The sequence below is a fragment of the Clostridium swellfunianum genome (assembly GCF_023656515.1).
Classification (GTDB): Bacteria; Bacillota; Clostridia; order Clostridiales; family Clostridiaceae; genus Clostridium_AT; species Clostridium_AT swellfunianum.
In genome coordinates this window covers 2,659,030-2,678,451 of record NZ_JAMOFV010000006.1, presented here as the reverse complement: position 1 = coordinate 2,678,451, position 19,422 = coordinate 2,659,030, and the positions used below count along the sequence as shown (strand labels likewise).

The following is a 19,422-nucleotide window of genomic DNA, read 5'->3' as shown; positions in this document are numbered from 1 at the left end:
TTCTAATCTTGCGTCCTCTTTTGCTGACATTTATTTACCTCCCTGCATTTAAATCTATTTTATAGTATAGCTTAATTTATTTTGCTTGTTATTTCTGTTGCTGTATATTACACTTATATACAAATATATCCATCAATGTAAATGGAGGATAGCTTAATGATATTAAAAATTCTACTTGTTGCTTTTATTTTAATATTGTTTCAAGTATATTTCGAAACTAATTTTCCAAAGCTTGCTGTTATAAGTATAAAAACTAATAAATTTAAGAACAAAGGAAAGGTAAAGGTATTACAAATAACTGATTATCATAACTTTAAGTATAACAACAGAGTTTTAAAATTGGTTAAAGAAGATATGCCTGATTTGATAGTAATTACTGGAGACTTAATAGATAAACGAACTAAGGATTATGCTAATGTATACAATTTTCTAGAAAATTTATATAGCTTGAATGAGAATATATTTTACGTGCCAGGAAATCATGAGCGTAATAGTAAAAGCATAAGTTCTTTATTAGAAGGTATTTCAAAAAGAAATATAAGAGTACTATTAAATAGCAGCTGTACTAAAAGTTTTAAAGAATATCAGTTAAATATATGTGGCATAGATTATTCATTAAATCAATTAGGAGATTTGAATAAAACACTACAAGGAATAGACTGCGGCCATTTCACTATCTTGTTAAGTCATAAACCTGATGTGGTTATAGATCATAAGAATATTGGGTGTGACTTAATCCTATGTGGGCACACACATGGAGGGCAAATTAGATTTCCCTTCATGGGAGCTGCAATAGCACCAGACCAAGGGTTTCTTCCAAAGTTCAATAAAGGAATATATAAACTAGAGAAAAACACAGTGTTATACGTAGATAGTGGTGTTGGTACAACAAGGCTTCCTATAAGGTTTATGAATAGAAGTCAGGTGAGTTTAATAGAAATAGAAAGTAATTAGCGTCATAACAAGGAATACAAGGGGCGTAGGAATTGATAATTTCTGCGTGCAAAAAAGGAATGCAAGGGGGAAGATAATATGTTAAAACCAAGAAGGCTTAAAACAGGTTCAAAAATAGCAGTGGCCTCACCATCAAGTGGTGTACCATATTTGTTTCCTGATATCTATGAGCTAGGACTTAAAAACCTAAGAGATTTATTTGGTTTTGAAATAGTTGAGATGCCAACAGCTAGGATGTCTCCAGAGGAGCTTTATAAAAACCCTAAGCTTCGAGCTGAAGATTTGAATAGGGCTTTTGCTGATGATAGTATTGATGGAATTATTGCCTCCATTGGCGGCTACGAATCTGTGAGAATATTAAAGTATTTAGATACAGAAATGATACTAAAAAGTCCTAAGTTTATAATGGGTTATTCAGATGCTACTGCTTATCTGACATATCTTAATTCTTTAGGAATGGTAACCTTTTACGGCCCTTCTATAATGTCGGGATTTGCTCAGCTTAAACACTTGCCAATTCAGTTTGAACAGCACTTAAATGAGTTCTTGTTTGATGACTTTGGTTTGCTTTCCTATAAGACTTATGACAAATGGTGCGACAAATATAAGGATTGGAACAATAAAGAAACTATAGGTCAGTGTGAAAGTTTCTATGAAAATGAAGGATGGTTATTTTTACAGGGAGAAGAAATGACAGAGGGAGTTTTATGGGGAGGTTGCATTGAGGTCCTGGAATTTCTAAAGGGCACTAAATATTGGCCGGATAAAAAGTTTTGGAATGATAAGGTATTATTTTTTGAAATGTCAGAGGATAAGCCGTTGCCTCTTCAAGTAGGGTATATGCTTAGAAATTACGGTATTCAAGGGATTTTAGACAATGTTAAAGGTATAATGTTCGGAAGACCAAAGGGTTATTCAGAGGAAGAAAAAGAGGAACTTTATAAAACGGTAGAAAATATCTTTAGAATCGAATTTGGAATTACAGATATTCCTATAGTAATGAATATGGATTTTGGACATACTGATCCCAAAATAATAGTACCTTTAGGCTGCAAGGTTAGTATAAACCCAAAAACAAAAGAAGTTATGCTTTTAGAGAATCCTTTTATTTAACGGAAAGGCACATGATATCCATGTGCCATTACTTACTTTCTATTATATGTGCCTGGTTTTAAATTTATAGTTTTTTCTCTATTAGTTTTGTCATTTGATGTGTCATCAAATTCTAGAAAGAATGATTTGTTACTGGCACCAACATGCCCAGAATCAATTGTTAGGTTTGACGATTCCGAAGTCCCATGAGAGCCTGTAACAGATGGTGTAGATAGTATTCTGTCATCTTTAGCAGCTTTAGTCATAATTAATCACCTCCCTGGTATAATTCAATATTAGTATCACCAAGGTGAATGATTATAGTCAAAAATAGTAATTTAAAAGTCAGCTTATAAATATAATTAAGTAAACTAATTTCAGGGAGTAAAGACTAATTATTTCTATGAGCATACAAGGAATACAGGAGGCATAAAGAAGTGTAGGAGGGACGTATATGAAAATTTATATTAGCGCAGACATAGAGGGTGTTACTGGAACAGTTCATTGGAATGAAACAGAGAAGGATTTATCCGATTTTAATGATTTTGCTGATCAAATGACTAATGAGGTTATAGCGGCTTGTCAAGGGGCAATGGCAGCAGGAGCAGAGGATATTTGGATAAAGGATGCGCATGATTCTGCTAGAAATATTGATATAAAAAAACTTCCTAAAAACACTAAATTAATTAGGGGGTGGAGTAGACATCCGTTCTGCATGATGCAGGAGCTTGACGAAAGTTTTGATGCTGCTATCATGACTGGATACCATTCAGCAGGAAGTCTAGGCGGGAATCCATTATCTCATACTTTAAACAACAGTAAGGTCAATTATATAAAAATAAACGGAGAGATAGCAAGCGAATTTATAATTAATGCTTATACAGCTGCATTAATTGGAGTGCCTGTAGTGTTTGTTAGTGGAGACGAAGAACTTTGTGAAATTGTTAGAGGAACAAGTCAAAACATTAAGACTACAGCTGTAAAGAAAGGTGTAGGAAACTCTGTAATAAGTATTCATCCAGAACTTGCTAATGAAAAAATAAAGACTGGAGTTGAAGAAGCTTTAAGAGGAGATTATAAAAAGTGTTTGATTAAGCTTCCAGAAAACTTTAAAGTTGAGATAGGATACTTAAATCATAAGTATGCCTATGCAGCTTCATTCTATCCGGGAGCTAGGCTCTCAAATACAACAACCGTTGAATTTAAGGCAGACAACTATTTTGACGTGCTTAGAATGTTTATGTTCTTAGCTTAGAATAATAATCATTTTATACAAATAAAATAGAAATGTATGTTAAAAATAAAAAGGAGATGAATTAATTGTACGAAGGTGGTCAAAAACTTAATTCGGAATATAAACAGCTGGCCAAATATCAATTAGCTGGAAGATGGATGATGGCTGTTTTAGTTGTCTTAATAACTTGGATATTAACCCAGGCTTTTGCCTCAAGAGGAATAACTTATACTAATATTAATGGCAATTTAGTCAGAACTTCAAGTGGGGCTAACGGTTTTGCCTCGATAATTAGTTTAATAGTAGCAGGACCTCTTAATCTTGGTGCAGCACTTTACTTTCTAAGGCTATCAAGGGAAAATAACCCTCAGCTTGAAGACTTGTTCAGTGGGTTTAAAAATTTTGGTAATGCGTTTCTTTTAAATCTTTTAACTATGATATTTGTAATTTTATGGTCATTACTTCTTATAATTCCAGGAATAATAGCAGCTATCAGCTATTCTATGTCATATTTTATTATGAATGACAATCCTGGCATGAGTTCAACAGATGCCCTTAGGGCAAGCAAAGAGCTTATGAGAGGCAACAAAGGTAAATATTTTGTTTTTGTATTAAGCTTTGCAGGATGGTTTTTATTGAGTCTTTTAAGTCTTGGGATTGGACTTCTTTGGTTGGGAGCCTATTATAATACAGCAAAGGCTAATTTTTATGAAGACTTAAAGCGAAACTCATTTTCTGGAAATGTGGGAAATGGCTATTAAAATTAATAAATAAAAATTATTGTTTACAAAAATAAAATAACTACTGGGTATATCTCAGTAGTTATTTTATTTTTGTAAACAATAATCTAAAAAACAATAATTACTTATTCTGTAAGAAAGGTAATATGAGTATCTTATAGTTAACTTAAAACAGTAAAAAACAATGATATTTTAGTAAAATATCATTGTTTTTTACTAAAATATATAGTAAAATTCATTATAGAAAACAATTTCAGTACAATTTGAAAGCTGAACTGTTTTTTCTTAATGATGAGGTTAGACAACGATTTTATTTTTTACTAAACTCTAAAGTATGATAAGGAGGCGGCGTATGAGAAAGCTTAAGGAGTGGGAAAACATAGCTCTAGATCATAAAAATAGATTGGAAGCTAGGGCACATTTTAATTCTTTTTTAAATAGAGAAAAGGCTATAATTGGTGAGAAAAAATACGGTCATAACTATAAAGTGCTAAACGGTAGTTGGAGGTTCTTATTTCTTGATGCACCAGAATACTCTCCGGAAGGTTTTTTTAAGGAAGACTATGATGATTCAAATTGGGATAATATAGCTGTGCCTGGTAATTGGCAGCTTCAGGGTTATGGAAAAATGCATTATTCTGACTTGTGGTATAACTTTCCCATAAATCCTCCTTATGTTCCAACTGAAAATCCAACAGGAATTTATAGGAGAGAGTTCTATTTATCTGATAGATGGTTTAACGAAAGAATAATTCTAAGATTTAACGGGGTGGACTCAGCCTTTCATTTATGGATAAACGGAAAAGAAGCAGGTTATAGTAAAGGTGCAAGAATACAATCAGAATTTGATATAACGAATCTAGTTAGAAAAGGCAGCAACAATTTAGCTGTTAGAGTTTATCAGTGGTCCGATGGAACTTATCTTGAGGATCAGGACATGTGGTGGCTAAGCGGTATATTTAGAGATGTAGAACTTTACTCTGAACCTTTTAAGGGCATAGATGATATCTATGTTGTAACAGATTTTGATGAGAGTTTTAGAAATGCCTTATTAAAGGTAGAGGTAAGATTAAGGGGAGAGTTTCAAAAACACACTCTTTCATATGCACTTCTTGATAAGAATAATAAAACTGTGTTTGAAGATGAAGTTACAGTCAAAGACAGGATAACAGCTTTCCAAAAAGAAATAGCAAGTCCGCTAAAGTGGTCAGCAGAAGACCCTAATTTATATACTTTACTTATTACTTTAAAACAAGGAAACAATATAATTCAAGTTATTCCTCAGAAGGTTGGCTTTAGAAAAATTGAGATAAATGGAGAGACCTTCACCGTAAATGGAGTAGCAATTAAGTTAAAAGGTGTAAACAGGCATGATTATAATCCTGTTAACGGCAGGGTTGTAGCTAAGGAAGAAATAGAAGCTGATATAAAATTGATGAAGCAGCATAATATAAATGCTATTAGAACTGCTCACTATCCTAATTCAAGTTGCTTTTACGAGCTTTGTGACGAATATGGAATGTATGTTATAGACGAAACGGATTTAGAGTGTCATGGCTTTGAATTAACTAATGATTACAAATGGATTAGTGATGATCCTTCTTGGGAACTTGCTTATGTAAGCCGACTTGAGAGGATGATTCAAAGAGATAAGAACCATCCTTGCATAATAATGTGGTCTTTAGGTAACGAATCTGCCTTTGGACATAACTTTAAGGCTATGGCTAAGAGGGCTAAAGAGCTAGATCACACTAGGCTTGTGCATTATGAAGGAGATCGTGAGGCTGAGGTAAGCGATGTGTATTCAACTATGTATACCTGGCTTGAGCATGCTGACAGAATGCTTATGGATAAGATAATAAATGAGTCTAAGAAGCCTCATATTTTATGTGAATATGCCCATGCTATGGGTAACGGCCCTGGTAATTTAAAGGAATATCAGGACTTGTTTTATAAACATGATAAGCTTCAAGGTGGCTTTGTTTGGGAATGGTTTGATCATGGCATAAAAGCTTTGGACGAAAAAGGACAAACATATTACAAATATGGAGGAGACTTTGGAGATGATCCTACAAACGGCAATTTTTGTATAGATGGATTAATTATGCCTGATAGAACTCCATCACCAGGATTATTAGAGTATAAGAAGGTAATAGAGCCTGTAGAAACTAACGAAGTTGATTTGCAAAAGGGCATACTGAGATTAAGAAACAGATATGACTTTATAAGTCTAGATAACCTGGATCTTATATACTCTATTGTTAAAGATGATAAAGTTATATATAGCAATAGGGCAGAAATAAAGGCTATAGAGGCTAGAAGTGAAAAAGAAATAAAACTAGACTATCCTTTAGATTTTTATGTTGAAGAAGAAACAGATTACTATTTAAATATATCTTATATCCTAAATAAAGAATTAAATTGGGCGAGAAGGGGGCATGAATTTGCCACAGCTCAATTTAAGCTTCCGGTATTTTTAAAGGGAAGTGCTTATAAGCCTGAAGGGTTTATAAAGGTTCAAGAAGAGCATTGCAGGTTGTTGATTCAAGGAGAAAACTTCTCTATTGCCTTTGATAAAGTAAGAGGAAATATATTGTACATTGAAAGAGATGACTGCAGGGTAATTAGTGAAGGACCTAGATTAAACTTCTGGAGAGCGCCTATAGATAATGATATGTATTTATTAGAGGATTATTACAAAAAGTATTTTATGCACCTTATGCACGAAGTAGTAGAAGACTTTATGTTTGAATGCGAAAAAGACTTTGTACTCGTAAAGGTGACAACTATGAATGGAACAACTAACTCTTCATGGTATTATCAGAGCACCTATGAGTATAAGATTTACCCTTCGGGAGATGTACTTTTTTCAGTAGAAGGAATTCCTTCAGGTAGGATAGAGAATGCTCCAAGCATGATGCCAAGAATAGGGATTAAGATGAAAGTAAATGAGGAATGCTTCAATACAAGATGGTATGGCAGAGGTCCCGGAGAATCCTATTCTGATTCAAAACAATACAACCTTTTTGGTGTACATGAAAAGAAAGTTGATGAGCTGTTTACAAACTATGTAAAGCCTCAGGAAAACGGAAATAAAACTGACTGTAGATGGGTAAGACTTGTGAATGATAGAGGGGTAGGTATGATGGCTGTTGCTGAAGGTAGCTTTGATTTTAGTGCCATGTACTATGAGGCTGCTGACTTAGAGAAGGCGAAACATACTATTGATTTAAAAAAGAGAGATTATATAACTCTGAATATTGATTACAAGCAAAATGGGTTGGGTTCCAATTCATGTGGGCAGAACCAGCTGGATAAGTATAGGTGTAAATTTGAACCCTTTAGATTATCTATGAGACTATCAGTGTATACCAATAAAGAAATTTCAGATTTAGCAAAAGCAAAGGAAATAATAGAAGGCTAATTTATATAGCATAACCTTGTGGTTGGTCGCTAATCAAAGGGTTATGCTATATAATAAATAACATGATAGGTTTTACTAAAAATAATAGTAAAAAGCAGTTAAAATTATCGAGAAAACGTTGACATTTTACTAAAAAAGTTATATTCTATAATTACAAAAATCAAACAATTGCAAAAATAAAAAAGTAGGGGGATTTATCTATGAGAAAAGTTATGTCTTTAATGCTAGCAAGTGTTTTAGCAGCATCAGTTTTTGCTGGATGTAGCAAGCCGGCAGATACCAAGGATTCTTCGCAAACTACCATCAGGTTTGCAACTTGGGATACTGAGGATACACTTGATGTTCAGAAAAAAATAGTTCAAAAATTTGAAGAAGCTAATCCAGGAATAAAAGTGCAACTCGAAGCTTACGGTGATAATTTTGATACAAAGATAGCAGCGGGCTTTGGAGCTGGAGACGCACCGGACGTAATGTACATGTGGAATTATCCAAGGTACAAGGATGGATTAGAGCCTTTAGACAAGCTGATGAAAGAGGATAAAGATTTCAAAAAAGATAATTATTATGAAACTTTATTTGGTTACAACTCTATAGGTAGTGTTACTTATGGTCTTCCAATAGGATATACAACACATGTGGTATTTTATAACAAGAAATTATTTGATGAAAAAAAGGTTTCCTATCCAAAGGAAAATTGGACTTGGGATGATTTAATAGAAACAGCTAAAAAATTGACTGATACATCCAAGAAACAATATGGATTTGTATTTCCAATGGAACCAGACCCATATGACTTTGAACACTATCTATGGAGTAACGGAACATCATTTGTAGGTAAAGATGGGGAAATAGCTGGAAATGCAAATAGCGATAAGTCTATAGAGGTATTTAATAAGTTCCAAGGCATGGTTAAGGACAAGATAGCTATAGTTTCTGAGGGTTCAGGAACAAAAGAAGTAAAGTCAGGCTTGATTGGAATGTATGTAAGTGGTGCGTGGTCTGTTCAAAGTCTTAAGGATGAAAAAATTGATTTTGGAGTAGCTCCGCTGCCAAGCTTCCAAAAGGATAAGAAATCGGTCAGCGTGGTAAATTCTTCAGGTATGTCTATATACAATAAGTCAAAAAATAAGGATGCAGCCTGGAAGTTTATAAAGTTCTACACCTCTGAAGAAGCGAACAAAATGAGAATAGGTACAGACCTTCCGGTTTTAAAGAATGTAGCTGAATCTGAAAAGTTAGTTACGGATCCTGTTTACTCAGTATTCTACAAGATGCTTGATCAAAGCCAAGGATATGTATCCTCTTCCTTTAAGATAGATAACTGGAGCGAAGTAAGTGAAAAGCTTGCAGAATCTATTTCGAAGATATTTAATCCTGAAGTAAAAATGGATCCTAAAAAAGCGCTTGATGAAGTAGTTAAATAAGAATTTAAATAGGTTACCTTAATTTAGAATTGGGTAACCTATTTACTTAAATTAGAGGAGGAAACTATATGGCTGCTAATATTGCAAGAAATAAAAAATCCATCATACCATTATTGTTTATATCTCCCTGGGTAATAGGACTTTTAGTATTTACTATGGGACCTCTCATAATGTCACTTATAATGAGCTTCTTTAACTGGCCAGTAATAGGAAAGCCTGAATTTATTGGTTTTGGTAATTATATTCAGATGTTTACGAAAGATGCTCAGTTTGGGAAGTCCATATGGATTACTGTAAAATTTGCACTAATTTTTGTTCCGCTAAACATTATTGTTTCGCTTATATTAGCTGTATTAATATCACAACCAGTTAAGGGAGTAGGAGTTTTCAGAACTATTTTCTACCTTCCTTCTGTAGTTTCTGGTGTTGCGGTTTCAATAATATGGGGTTGGATACTTAACTCGGAATATGGTCTGTTAAATTATCTTCTTTCTTTATTGGGGATAGAGGGACCGAGGTGGTTAAGCAGTCCTAGCTGGGCGCTCATAGCTATGGTTATTGCCAGCATATGGGGACTTGGTACTTTAATGCTTATATTCTACACTGGCCTAAAAAATATTCCTATAGAGCTTTATGAAGCAGCTTCTATAGACGGAGCAAGCCCAATAAGAAGATTTTTCAGTATAACACTGCCGATGCTGAGTCCGACTATTTTATTTAATGTTATAACAAGTACCATTGGTGCACTCCAGCAGCTTACTTTAGCTTTGCTGTTAACCAATGGAGGACCATCAAAATCTACTTATTTCTATGGAATGTTTGTCTATAATAATGCTTTCAAACATTTTAAGCTAGGATATGCAAGTGCCAATGCTTGGTTTATGTTTATTGTGATTTTAGCTTTAACTGCACTTATTTTTAAATCATCTTCCATGTGGGTATTTTATGAAAATGAAGTTTCTAGTAAGAAGGGGGCGAAATAAATGAAGCTTACAAAAATGCAAAAAACCTTAGCATACGTCTTCTTAGGAGCCTTGTCTCTATACTTCCTGGTGCCATTTATATGGATGATATTAACATCTTTTAAAACAGAATCGGAAGCAATGATGTACCCTCCTAAAATATTGCCTTCTATATGGAAGTTTGGTAACTTTGCAGAAGCTTGGAAATCACAGCCCTTTGGAACATATCTATTAAATTCTGTTTTAATAACTGTTATGACTACAGCAGGTACAGTAATATCAGTATCTCTTGTGGCATATGGTTTTGCAAGGTATGATTTTAAAGGAAGAAATATAATCTTCATGGTACTTTTAGCTACTATGATGATTCCTTGGGATGTTACGATGATACCTCTTTATATGGAATTTAAACTGCTTAACTGGATTAATACGTTAAAGCCATTAATTATACCATCTTTCTTTGGTTCAGCCTATTATATTTTCCTCTTAAGACAATTCTTAATGGGAATACCAAAAGACTTTGAGGAAGCTGCTTACATTGACGGAGCAAATGATTTTCAGATATTCTTAAAAATATTTGTTCCTATGATGAAAGCTCCATTAATACTTATAGGTGTTTTAAATATGATGTCAGTATGGAATGACTATCTAGGACCGTTAATATTCTTGCAAAGCAGCTCGAAATATACACTGCCTCTCGGATTAGCTGCATTTAAGGGAGCTCACAGTGTTGATATAATTTCAGTAATGGCAATAACTGCCCTGATGGTAATACCGCCAGTAATAGCTTTTGCTTTTGCACAAAAATATATAGTAGAAGGAATAAGCGGAGGAATAAAAGGATAGAGGGTGAAAAAAATGAAAATAGATATTTCTAAAATACCTTTCAGTAGATTTGGTTCGTATTTTGCAATTTCCATGGATGAAAAGGATAATGGACTTTATATAAGAGATCTTCACGGAGGGGATGAGAGCCCTAGTAAACTCTTTAAACTGGAACTTATAGAACAAGAGCTTCCACAAGATTTTTATGTAAAGGCAAATGAAGTAGGGGTGTCTTTATACAATAAAAGTAACAAAGAGAAGTTCGTTAATATCTGTATGCCGGAATATGATATAATCAGGATAAATGCGAGGAATTGCGGCATAAGGCTTACAATGATAAAAAACAGATATGATAATGTAATGGCTTATGAGAAGAATAGATTAGAATTTCACAGTTATTCAAAGGAGATAAAATTAATGCTTTCTATCCTTGGTGGAAAGCTGAAACTGGATGCTCCCTGGGATATGATAGGGAATACTCATGTGATAGCAGATGTAGATCCGGGAGATAACGGAGAAGCGGATATAGCCTTGGAGAGCTACAAAACAGTTTGGTCTCCTAAGGAATATATAAGATTTGATGAAGCTCAAGAAAAAGTTCGCTGCGAATATGAAAGCTGGAAGGATAAGGTTCTTAAGGTTCCGGAAACATATGCTTCGAGCAGAGACTTGGCTTCCTATATAACTTGGTCTTCTGTAGTTGCTCCTCAAGGTATACTATCAAGACATGCCATGTATATGTCAAAGAACTGGATGTATAATATTTGGAGTTGGGATAACTGTTTTAATGCTATGGCATTAAGCAAAAATAATCCTGAGCTTGCTTTAGACCAGCTTATGATTTTTATAGATAAGCAGGATGATAGCGGAGTATTTGCTGATTTTATTAATGACAGATATTGCTCTTTTAGCTGCTGCAAGCCGCCTGTTTATGGATTAGCTTTTAAGTATATGCAAAAGCAAAATGAGTTTTTTAATAGAAAAGAAGTAGTGGAGACAATTTATGAGGCTATCAGTCGCAATACTGAATACTGGTTAAAATACAGGACTAGGACTTCAGAGAGTCTGCCTTACTATAAGCATGGTAATGATTCAGGATGGGACAATGCTTCTATATTCCATAAGGGAATTCCGGTGCAAGCGCCAGATTTAAGTGCATTTTTGATAAAGCAGATGTATATTCTTGCAGAGCTTGCGGATAGCTTGGGAGAAGAGGAGCATTCCGTACAATGGAAAGATAAAGCAGAAAAGCTTTTGGATAAACTGATAGCTGAGCTTTGGAAAAAAGATAGATTTATTGCGATTAAAGCAGATACAGGAGAATACCTTGATGAAGGTAGCAGTCTTATATTAATGCTTCCTATAGTGCTTGGAGATAAGCTTCCAAAGGAAGTTAAAGAAAGTCTTATGAAAGAACTTAAAAAAGAAGGTAAGTACTTAAGCAAATATGGGCTTGCTACAGAAGCTATGGACAGTAAATTCTACAAGGAAAATGGGTACTGGCTAGGTCCTATATGGGCACCGGTAATGATGATTATTATTGATGCGTTAAGCCAGTGCGGAGAGAAAGAGTTTGCAAAGAAATTGGCAGAGCGCTTTTGCAATGTAACCCTTATTGGTGGAATGGCTGAAAACTTTGATCCAATAAGCGGCACAGGACTTGTTGACCCTGCCTTTACTTGGACTTCCAGTGTATTTTTAATGCTTGCTAATGAATATTTGTTATAGAGGTTGATGTTATGAGAAATAAACTAGCGGATATAGCTTTGGCAATAGTGGCTATTATTTGGGGAACTGGATTTGCAGCCTCTCAGATGGCACTAGATGCAAGACTTTCTCCATTTCAAATAATGACCTACAGGTTTTTTATATCCAGTGTCTTAATGATTGTTATGTTTTGGAAAGAATTTGTGAAAATTAGACTGCCAGAGATTAAGTCTGGGGCTATAATTGGATTTTTTCTATTTTCAAGCTTTGCTTTTCAAACTATAGGACTTCAATATACTACTCCTTCAAAAAATGCTTTTATAACAGCTACAAATGTTGTAATGGTTCCTTTTATATATTGGGTGTTTTTAAGGAGAAAACCAGACAAGTATTCCATTATTGGGGCTATACTCACTATCATAGGTATAAGCTTCCTAACATTAGAAGGTTCCTTTAGTGTAGGTTCTGGAGATTTACTAACTCTAGTTTGTGCCTTAGGCTTTGCGCTGCATATTATTTCTATTGGATATTTTACGAAGAAACATAGTCCAATACAGCTGGTAATAGTTCAAATGATAACTGCTTTTTTTCTATCAATGGTATGTTTGTTCTTCGCTCAAGATGCGGTGACTTTAACTCAAAAAGGAATTTTTGCGGTGCTTTATCTGGGTGTTTTAAGTACAACTGTAGCTTTTTTAATTCAGAATATAGCTCAAAAATATGTCAATGCTACAAAAACTGCAATAATTTTATCCACAGAAGCGGTTTTTGGTACGCTTTCATCAGTAATATTTCTAGGTGAGAGTTTAAGCTTGAAAATGATTATAGGCTGCTTAATAATTTTTGCTGCAATAATAGTTACCGAAACGAAGCTTGATTTTATAAAGGTTAAGCGCCAAATGAACTAACACCCTAAAGAGATATTTAGAAAGGTATGAGAAATATATGGCTACAATTAAGGACATAGCTGAAAGAGCAGGGGTATCTATAGCGACGGTTTCTAGAGTATTAAATTATGATGATACCTTAAATGTAACAGACAACACTAAAAAGAAAGTATTTGAAATAGCTCAAGAGCTTGAATATATCAACAATAAAACAAGAAAGAGCAAGGTGCAAACCTATAAGATAGGAATAAAAAGAGAGTATTCTGATAAGGAAGAAATGGAAGATACTTATTACTTCCTTATTAGAAATACCATAGAGAAAATATTTCTTGAAGAGAGAATTGATTTTTTTAACATTGGTAATGAGGAAGATTATGATAGACTAAAAAGTCTTGATGGAATTATTGTTATAGGAAGCCTTAATGCTAATGATATTGATAATTATAAGTTAAGAAATAAGAATATCGTTTTTGTAGATTATGCTCCTGAGGATGATGAATTTGATTGTGTTATAGTGGATTTAGCTAAGGCGGTGAAGAAAGCCTTGGAGTATTTAATCAATTTAGGGCATAAGAATATAGGTTTTATTGGTGGGCGAGACCAAAAAGAACAAGGAAATATTGAGCTTATAGATAACAGAGAAAAAGCCTTTTATGATTATATGAGACTAAAAGGGATACTTAATGAGGAATATATAAGACTTGGAAACTTTACACCTGCCAGTGGATATAAGCTTACAAAGGATATATTGGATAGTGGAAAATATCCTACTGCTTTTATAATGGCTAATGACTCAATGGCTATAGGTGCATATAAGGCAATACAAGAGAAGGGGCTAAGAATACCTGAAGATATAAGCATAATAGGTTTTAATGATATATCTACTGCTCAATATATAGTTCCTGCTTTAACTACGCTAAGAGTTCATACGGAATTTATAAGTGAATCTGCTGTGAATCTTCTAATGGAGAGGGTTAAAGATGGGCGTAAGATAAGTAAAAAAGTTATTGTGCCAACTAAACTTGTAATAAGAGAAAGTTGTAGAATGATATAATAACTTATTTGTTAAAGATTAGTAAAAAATACACCAGAGGAATGTTTACTGGTGTATTTTTTATTGCCCAAAACTCTATAAGATGAAAATTTTATACCTAGCTATAATTGGATAGATTTGCACTTATATCATATATAAGGAAGACAATATATAAATTAGGACTTAACTTTTTGGAAAAGATGCCGATATAAGTAACATACTATATATAAAATTAGAGATACATTGACAGGAGGAGAAAAATGGAGCACATACACCCAATTTTAAAAAATTTAGTAGAGGCTGCACCACATATAAACAAAATGAGGGAAAATGGATACATGGTTGGAATTACAGACAGGGAAAAATCACTGATTTTTATACCTAACCATGTAATCGATATAAGAATGAAGCCTAATCAAATGCTTCCGCCGGATGACCCTATGCTTAAGGTAATGAAAACAGGGCAGCCTATCGAAGTAAAGGTAGGAAAGGAGTTATATGGAATATCTTTTAAGGCATACTATTCTCCAATAAGAGATGAACATGATAACATAATTGGAGGCTTTGCTCTAGGAAGAGAACTTAAGGTAGAAGAAGAAGTGCATGAAATATCAACAATGCTATCTCAGTCCATTTCGCAGATAAGTGAGGCTGTATCCCATATAGCAAAAGGTTCTCAGAACCAGGAAAGTATTAGTCATATGATGGTGGATACTGTCGTAAGTTCCTCTGATAAATATAAAGAAACTGATAATATAATTAATTTTATTAAGACGGTATCTAATCAGACAAACTTACTTTCTTTAAATGCTCAAATTGAGGCTTCCAGAGTAGGTGTGGCAGGAAGAGGTTTTGCTGTTGTTGCTAATGAAATGAAAAAACTAGGAACAAGTAGTGGTCAGGCAGTAAATAACATTGGCAATATAATTAATGATATTAAAAAAGCTAATGATAAGGTTAAAGATCTTGTAAATGATAATAGTTCCATAGCTACCGAGCAGGCTGGGGCTATACAACAAATATTAGCAAGCATGGAAGAGCTTGATAGAGGAATAGCTAAACTTAAAAAAATAGTAGAGCAGTTATAATTATAATATATAACATATAACATATGTCCAATAAACATAGTAAAGATTCCAATAAAACAAACAAAAAACAAGGATAAAACAAATAAAAAACAAATAAACCTATTGAAAATGTTATCAGTGCATGATAGAATTAAATTGAAGTTTTGATTTATTAGAAAATTTGTTTTGTTCTTGTTTTTTTATTTTTGTTTTAAGTGTAAACGTTCTGAAAATCTTTGGAGGTGAGGAACCTAGCAGTAGAATCTTGGAATAAGAACAATAAACCTGAATTAAATAACCAATTAAAAATAATATTATTAGGGGGAAAACCATGAACAAAAGATTATTAACACTAGCTTTAATTGCAACAATGTCAGTATCGGTATTCGCTGGCTGTGCTAAGAAGGATGCTCCGGCAAATGCAGGAAAAAAAGTAGAATATTCAAAGAACATACCTGAAAAAATAGCTAATGATAAAGATGGAGTAAAGATTATGGTTATTCGTAAGATAGGCGGAGATGACCATACAGCGCAATTTTTAGCAGGAGCTAAAAAAGAAGGAGAATCAATGGGATTTAAAGTTGATACCTTCACCGCAAATGGTGATACTGCTAAATTCCATGATGCTGTAAGTCAAGCTATTGAAAAAGGTTATGATGGAGTAATACTATCACATGGTGATGATGCTGCTACAATTGAAGATGTTAAAAAGCTTACTGAAAAGGGAATAAAAGTATCTGCTTTTGATTCTAATCCAGATGCAGGTAAGGTGTCAGGAGTTACTTTAACTTCTCAAGATGATGCATCATTAGCAAAGCTTGCTTTAGATGAATTAAAGAAGATAACAAATGGACAAGGTAATCTAGCATACCTTTGGGTTGATGGATTTCCACCAATGGTAAATAGAAACAAAGTTTATACTAGTTTCTTAAGTGAAAATACTGGATTAAAGGAAGTTGACAGGTTTGGAATCGCTGCTGCAGATACTTCAGTTCAAACTCAGAATGCAGTTTCAGCAATGCTTACAAAGTATCCAAGCGGTAAATTAAATGCCGTATTTGCTACATGGGATGCATTTGCAATAGGTGCAACTCGTGCTGTTAAAGAAGCGAATAGAAGCAAAGATGTTAAAATTGTTGGTATAGACGTATCAAATGCTGACCTTCAAGCTATGCAAGAAGAAGGAAGCCCTTGGGTTGCTACAGCTGCGGTTGATCCAAAGCTTATAGGAGCAATCAACATGAGAATAGTTGCTAAGAAAATTGCAGGAGAACAAACTCCAGCGGAGCATAAGCTACAGGCTTCTCTAATTACTCAAGAGCAATTAAAGAAAGCAGGAAAAGCTGTTAATATGGAAAATCTTTCAGAAATAGTTCCTGGATGGGGTAAATCTGAAGACTTTAATGAAGCTTGGATGAAGGAATTAAAAGATTTATTTAAGAAATAAATAATTTCAAGCATACAGAGAACACAAATTTTTGTGTTCTCTGTAAATTATCTAAGGTAGGTGAAAAAGGTGGACACAATGCAAAAAATAAAGCTGGAAATGAAGAACATATCTATAGAGTTCCCGGGAGTTAAGGCACTAAAAAATGTTGATTTTAATACAGAGACAGGAGTGTCACACGCTTTAATTGGTGCTAATGGTGCTGGTAAATCTACATTGATGAAGGTTTTATCAGGAGCGTATAACCATTACACAGGAGAATTGTTTTTTAATGGACAAAAGGCTGATATAAGATCACCAAAAGAATCAAAAAATTATGGAGTACAAATTGTATACCAAGAAGTTGATACTGCACTTATTCATTATCTTACAGTAGCTGAAAATATAATGCTAAATGAAATGATTGATGGAGAAAGAAAAACCTCTTTTGTAAACTGGGGTTCTATTTATAAAAAATCACAACAAATTCTAGATAGTATGAATGTGAAGATATCTTCTAGAAAGCTTGTAAGTGAATTATCATTAGCTGAAAAGCAAATGGTTTTAATAGCAAGAGCTATTTCTAAGGACTGTAAGTTTCTTATTTTAGACGAACCTACGGCACCTCTTAGTAATACAGAAACAGAAGAGCTTTTTAGAATAGTTAGAGAGTTAAAAAAGAAAAATGTTGGTGTTGTTTTTATATCTCACAGGCTTCCAGAGCTTTTTGAAATTTGTGATGAGATAACAGTAATGAGAGATGGAGAGTTTGTCGTTAAAAAAGATATAAAAAATACCTACCAAAACGAAATAGTAGAATATATGCTTGGGAGAAAAATGGACGAGCAATTCCCAGCTAAAGAAAACAAGCCTGGAGAAAAGCTTTTTGAAGTTAAAAATTTAAGTGATGGAAAGCTTGTAGATAATGTAAGTTTCGATGTTAGAGCTGGCGAAATAGTTGGAATATCAGGACTTGTAGGTGCTGGTAAAACAGAACTTTGCAAGGCTTTATTTGGAGCTACACCTAATGTAACAGGCCAAAGAATACTCAAAGGAAAAGCGCTTTCTATAAAAAAACCTCATGAGGCAGTAAGGCAAGGTATAGCGCTTGTACCTGAAGAAAGAAGAAAAGAAGGGATACTAGTAAGTGAATCCGTTGCTATAAATATAACAGTTGCAAACCTTAAAAAGTTCTGCAGCGGCGGAACTTTCCTGAATTTTAAGCAAGAAAGAAATGTAGCTAAAAACATGATTGACAGTTTAGGGATAAAAACTCCTGGACATGAAGCTAAGGTTCAAAATCTTTCCGGAGGTAACCAGCAAAAGGTAGCTATAGGTAAGTGGCTTGTAACAGATTCAGAGGTTTATATCTTTGATGAGCCGACAAAGGGTGTAGACGTTGGAGCAAAAAAAGATATTTTTGAACTGATAAACAGCCTGGCTAAAGCAGGAAAAGCAGTAATCTACGTTACTTGTGAGTTTAGCGAAATACTAGGGGTCACAGACAGAGTTTATGTTATGTATGATGGAAAGATAATGAAGGAATTAGAGACAGCTAAGACTAATGAAGAAGAGTTACTATATTATTCAACAGGAGGAAAATAATTGTGGAAAATAAGGCGGTAAATAAAAAGTCTTTTAATCTATTTGATTTCTTATATAAATATGGAACTATTATAACTATTTTGATATTACTTGTTTTCTTTACAATGTCTTCAGACAGATTTATGACGCAGTCTAACATTATAAATATATTACGTTCCATATCCATAGTTACGATTATCTCAATTGGTATAACAATTTCACTTTCAGTAGGTGGCTTTGATCTTTCAGCAGGAAGTGTAGCTTCAATTTCAGTGGCAGTAGTTATATCAATGTTCGTATGGCACCAACAGAATACTTTTGTAGCAATTCTTGCAGCTATTGGAGCAGCGTTAGTTGCTGGAGCATTTAACTCTTTTATGATAGTTAAAGTTAGAATTCCAGATATGCTTATGACATTAGCAACAATGTTTATTTTCCAAGGTATTGCACTTACTTATACTAAGGGTGCAGTTATTTCACAAAACATGGTTATGTCAAATGGTGAAACTGCTCCAGGACAAATAAGTTCGTTGTTTGCTCAGTTTGGAAAGGTTCCATGGATAATTATAATAATGCTTGTAGTTGTATTAATAGTACATGTTTTCCTAACATACACAAAGCATGGAAGATATATGTATATAATTGGGGGAAACATGGAAGCTGCCAGATTATCTGGTATTCCAGTTAACAAGTATAGAGTGTTAGCGTACCTTCTATCAGCGCTGTTTGCTGCTATAGGTGGTATAATGTTGGGTTCACGTGTTATGACAGCTGAAATAAATGCAGGTGCTCCATACTTAATGGATGCTGTAGCTGCTGCTTACATAGGTCTTTCAGTAGGAGGTTCGGGCAAGGCGAATGCTCTTGGAACTCTTGTAGGAGCAATTCTTATAGGGATCCTTCAAAATGGACTTGTTATGCTTTCAGTTCCTTACTATGCAATGGATATAGTAAAAGGAACAGTTCTAGCCTTTGCTCTAGCACTAACTTATTATAAAAAGCGTTAGGAGTTAGATTTAAGGACGGTTAACAAATTTATATACTTAATATAAATTAGAAGGAG

General features: G+C 33.9%; 16 protein-coding genes. 15 read left to right on the top strand and 1 reads right to left on the bottom strand.

Translation table 11 applies throughout. The features are described 5' to 3' along the window. Positions 1 to 156 precede the first annotated feature (156 nt). Both NBE98_RS12790 and NBE98_RS12785 read left to right on the top strand, forming a co-directional pair. The gene (locus NBE98_RS12790; RefSeq protein ID WP_250815369.1) at positions 157 to 954 is read left to right on the top strand and encodes a metallophosphoesterase; all 798 of its coding nucleotides are present in this window, start codon (positions 157 to 159) and stop codon (positions 952 to 954) included. Between the two features lie 78 nt (positions 955 to 1,032). Beyond that, positions 1,033 to 2,067, top strand: coding sequence for a S66 family peptidase (locus NBE98_RS12785; protein ID WP_250815368.1), 1,035 nt, complete (start codon positions 1,033 to 1,035; stop codon positions 2,065 to 2,067). A 32-nt stretch (positions 2,068 to 2,099) separates the two neighbouring features. On the opposite strand, the gene NBE98_RS12780 is transcribed toward NBE98_RS12785, so the two are convergent. Next, positions 2,100 to 2,312 (bottom strand): hypothetical protein, encoded by a 213-nt coding sequence (locus tag NBE98_RS12780; RefSeq protein WP_250815367.1) that lies wholly within the window; start codon positions 2,310 to 2,312, stop codon positions 2,100 to 2,102. 188 nt (positions 2,313 to 2,500) lie between these two features. Here NBE98_RS12780 and NBE98_RS12775 point away from each other — a divergent pair, with 188 nt between their 5' ends. The 13 genes from NBE98_RS12775 to NBE98_RS12715 all read left to right on the top strand — a co-directional run bounded on the left by NBE98_RS12775 (position 2,501) and on the right by NBE98_RS12715 (position 19,366). Then, the gene (locus NBE98_RS12775) at positions 2,501 to 3,301 is read left to right on the top strand and encodes a M55 family metallopeptidase (RefSeq protein ID WP_250815366.1); all 801 of its coding nucleotides are present in this window, start codon (positions 2,501 to 2,503) and stop codon (positions 3,299 to 3,301) included. 65 nt (positions 3,302 to 3,366) lie between these two features. Next, positions 3,367 to 4,041, top strand: a complete 675-nt coding sequence (locus tag NBE98_RS12770; RefSeq protein WP_250815365.1) for a DUF975 family protein — start codon at positions 3,367 to 3,369, stop codon at positions 4,039 to 4,041. A gap of 331 nt (positions 4,042 to 4,372) precedes the next feature. After that, complete coding sequence (ebgA, locus tag NBE98_RS12765; protein ID WP_250815364.1) at positions 4,373 to 7,444, top strand: beta-galactosidase subunit alpha; 3,072 nt, start codon at positions 4,373 to 4,375, stop codon at positions 7,442 to 7,444. 200 nt (positions 7,445 to 7,644) lie between these two features. After that, positions 7,645 to 8,868 carry an ABC transporter substrate-binding protein gene (locus tag NBE98_RS12760; protein WP_250815363.1) on the top strand — a complete coding sequence of 408 codons (1,224 nt, stop codon included), beginning with the start codon at positions 7,645 to 7,647 and terminating at the stop codon, positions 8,866 to 8,868. 68 nt (positions 8,869 to 8,936) lie between these two features. Beyond that, complete coding sequence (locus NBE98_RS12755; protein WP_250815362.1) at positions 8,937 to 9,851, top strand: carbohydrate ABC transporter permease; 915 nt, start codon at positions 8,937 to 8,939, stop codon at positions 9,849 to 9,851. Next, positions 9,852 to 10,676: a carbohydrate ABC transporter permease gene (locus tag NBE98_RS12750; RefSeq protein WP_250815361.1), complete on the top strand. Its 825-nt coding sequence runs from the start codon at positions 9,852 to 9,854 to the stop codon at positions 10,674 to 10,676. Between the two features lie 12 nt (positions 10,677 to 10,688). Continuing rightward, positions 10,689 to 12,383, top strand: coding sequence for an amylo-alpha-1,6-glucosidase (locus NBE98_RS12745; RefSeq protein ID WP_250815360.1), 1,695 nt, complete (start codon positions 10,689 to 10,691; stop codon positions 12,381 to 12,383). 11 nt (positions 12,384 to 12,394) lie between these two features. Beyond that, positions 12,395 to 13,270, top strand: a complete 876-nt coding sequence (locus tag NBE98_RS12740) for a DMT family transporter (protein ID WP_250815359.1) — start codon at positions 12,395 to 12,397, stop codon at positions 13,268 to 13,270. Positions 13,271 to 13,307: 37 nt separating this feature from the next. Continuing rightward, entirely contained in the window at positions 13,308 to 14,303 is a 996-nt protein-coding gene (locus NBE98_RS12735) for a LacI family DNA-binding transcriptional regulator (RefSeq protein WP_250815358.1), read from the top strand. 239 nt (positions 14,304 to 14,542) lie between these two features. Continuing rightward, on the top strand, positions 14,543 to 15,370 hold the full coding sequence (locus NBE98_RS12730) for a methyl-accepting chemotaxis protein (protein WP_250815357.1): 828 nt from the start codon (positions 14,543 to 14,545) through the stop codon (positions 15,368 to 15,370). Between the two features lie 310 nt (positions 15,371 to 15,680). Next, positions 15,681 to 16,796, top strand: coding sequence for a sugar ABC transporter substrate-binding protein (locus NBE98_RS12725; RefSeq protein ID WP_250815356.1), 1,116 nt, complete (start codon positions 15,681 to 15,683; stop codon positions 16,794 to 16,796). Between the two features lie 78 nt (positions 16,797 to 16,874). Beyond that, on the top strand, positions 16,875 to 18,380 hold the full coding sequence (locus tag NBE98_RS12720; RefSeq protein WP_250815355.1) for a sugar ABC transporter ATP-binding protein: 1,506 nt from the start codon (positions 16,875 to 16,877) through the stop codon (positions 18,378 to 18,380). Positions 18,381 to 18,382: 2 nt separating this feature from the next. After that, positions 18,383 to 19,366 carry an ABC transporter permease gene (locus tag NBE98_RS12715; RefSeq protein WP_250815354.1) on the top strand — a complete coding sequence of 328 codons (984 nt, stop codon included), beginning with the start codon at positions 18,383 to 18,385 and terminating at the stop codon, positions 19,364 to 19,366. The last annotated feature ends 56 nt before the right edge of the window (positions 19,367 to 19,422 follow it).

Bases quoted from the DNA above. Each gene is read 5' to 3' on its own strand.
- NBE98_RS12790 (WP_250815369.1), top strand. From the start codon at position 157: ATGATATTAAAAATTCTACTTGTTGCTTTTATTTTAATATTGTTTCAA.
- NBE98_RS12785 (WP_250815368.1), top strand. From the start codon at position 1,033: ATGTTAAAACCAAGAAGGCTTAAAACAGGTTCAAAAATAGCAGTGGCC.
- NBE98_RS12780 (WP_250815367.1), bottom strand. From the start codon at position 2,312: ATGACTAAAGCTGCTAAAGATGACAGAATACTATCTACACCATCTGTT.
- NBE98_RS12775 (WP_250815366.1), top strand. From the start codon at position 2,501: ATGAAAATTTATATTAGCGCAGACATAGAGGGTGTTACTGGAACAGTT.
- ebgA (WP_250815364.1), top strand. From the start codon at position 4,373: ATGAGAAAGCTTAAGGAGTGGGAAAACATAGCTCTAGATCATAAAAAT.
- NBE98_RS12760 (WP_250815363.1), top strand. From the start codon at position 7,645: ATGAGAAAAGTTATGTCTTTAATGCTAGCAAGTGTTTTAGCAGCATCA.
- NBE98_RS12755 (WP_250815362.1), top strand. From the start codon at position 8,937: ATGGCTGCTAATATTGCAAGAAATAAAAAATCCATCATACCATTATTG.
- NBE98_RS12750 (WP_250815361.1), top strand. From the start codon at position 9,852: ATGAAGCTTACAAAAATGCAAAAAACCTTAGCATACGTCTTCTTAGGA.
- NBE98_RS12745 (WP_250815360.1), top strand. From the start codon at position 10,689: ATGAAAATAGATATTTCTAAAATACCTTTCAGTAGATTTGGTTCGTAT.
- NBE98_RS12740 (WP_250815359.1), top strand. From the start codon at position 12,395: ATGAGAAATAAACTAGCGGATATAGCTTTGGCAATAGTGGCTATTATT.
- NBE98_RS12735 (WP_250815358.1), top strand. From the start codon at position 13,308: ATGGCTACAATTAAGGACATAGCTGAAAGAGCAGGGGTATCTATAGCG.
- NBE98_RS12730 (WP_250815357.1), top strand. From the start codon at position 14,543: ATGGAGCACATACACCCAATTTTAAAAAATTTAGTAGAGGCTGCACCA.
- NBE98_RS12725 (WP_250815356.1), top strand. From the start codon at position 15,681: ATGAACAAAAGATTATTAACACTAGCTTTAATTGCAACAATGTCAGTA.
- NBE98_RS12720 (WP_250815355.1), top strand. From the start codon at position 16,875: ATGCAAAAAATAAAGCTGGAAATGAAGAACATATCTATAGAGTTCCCG.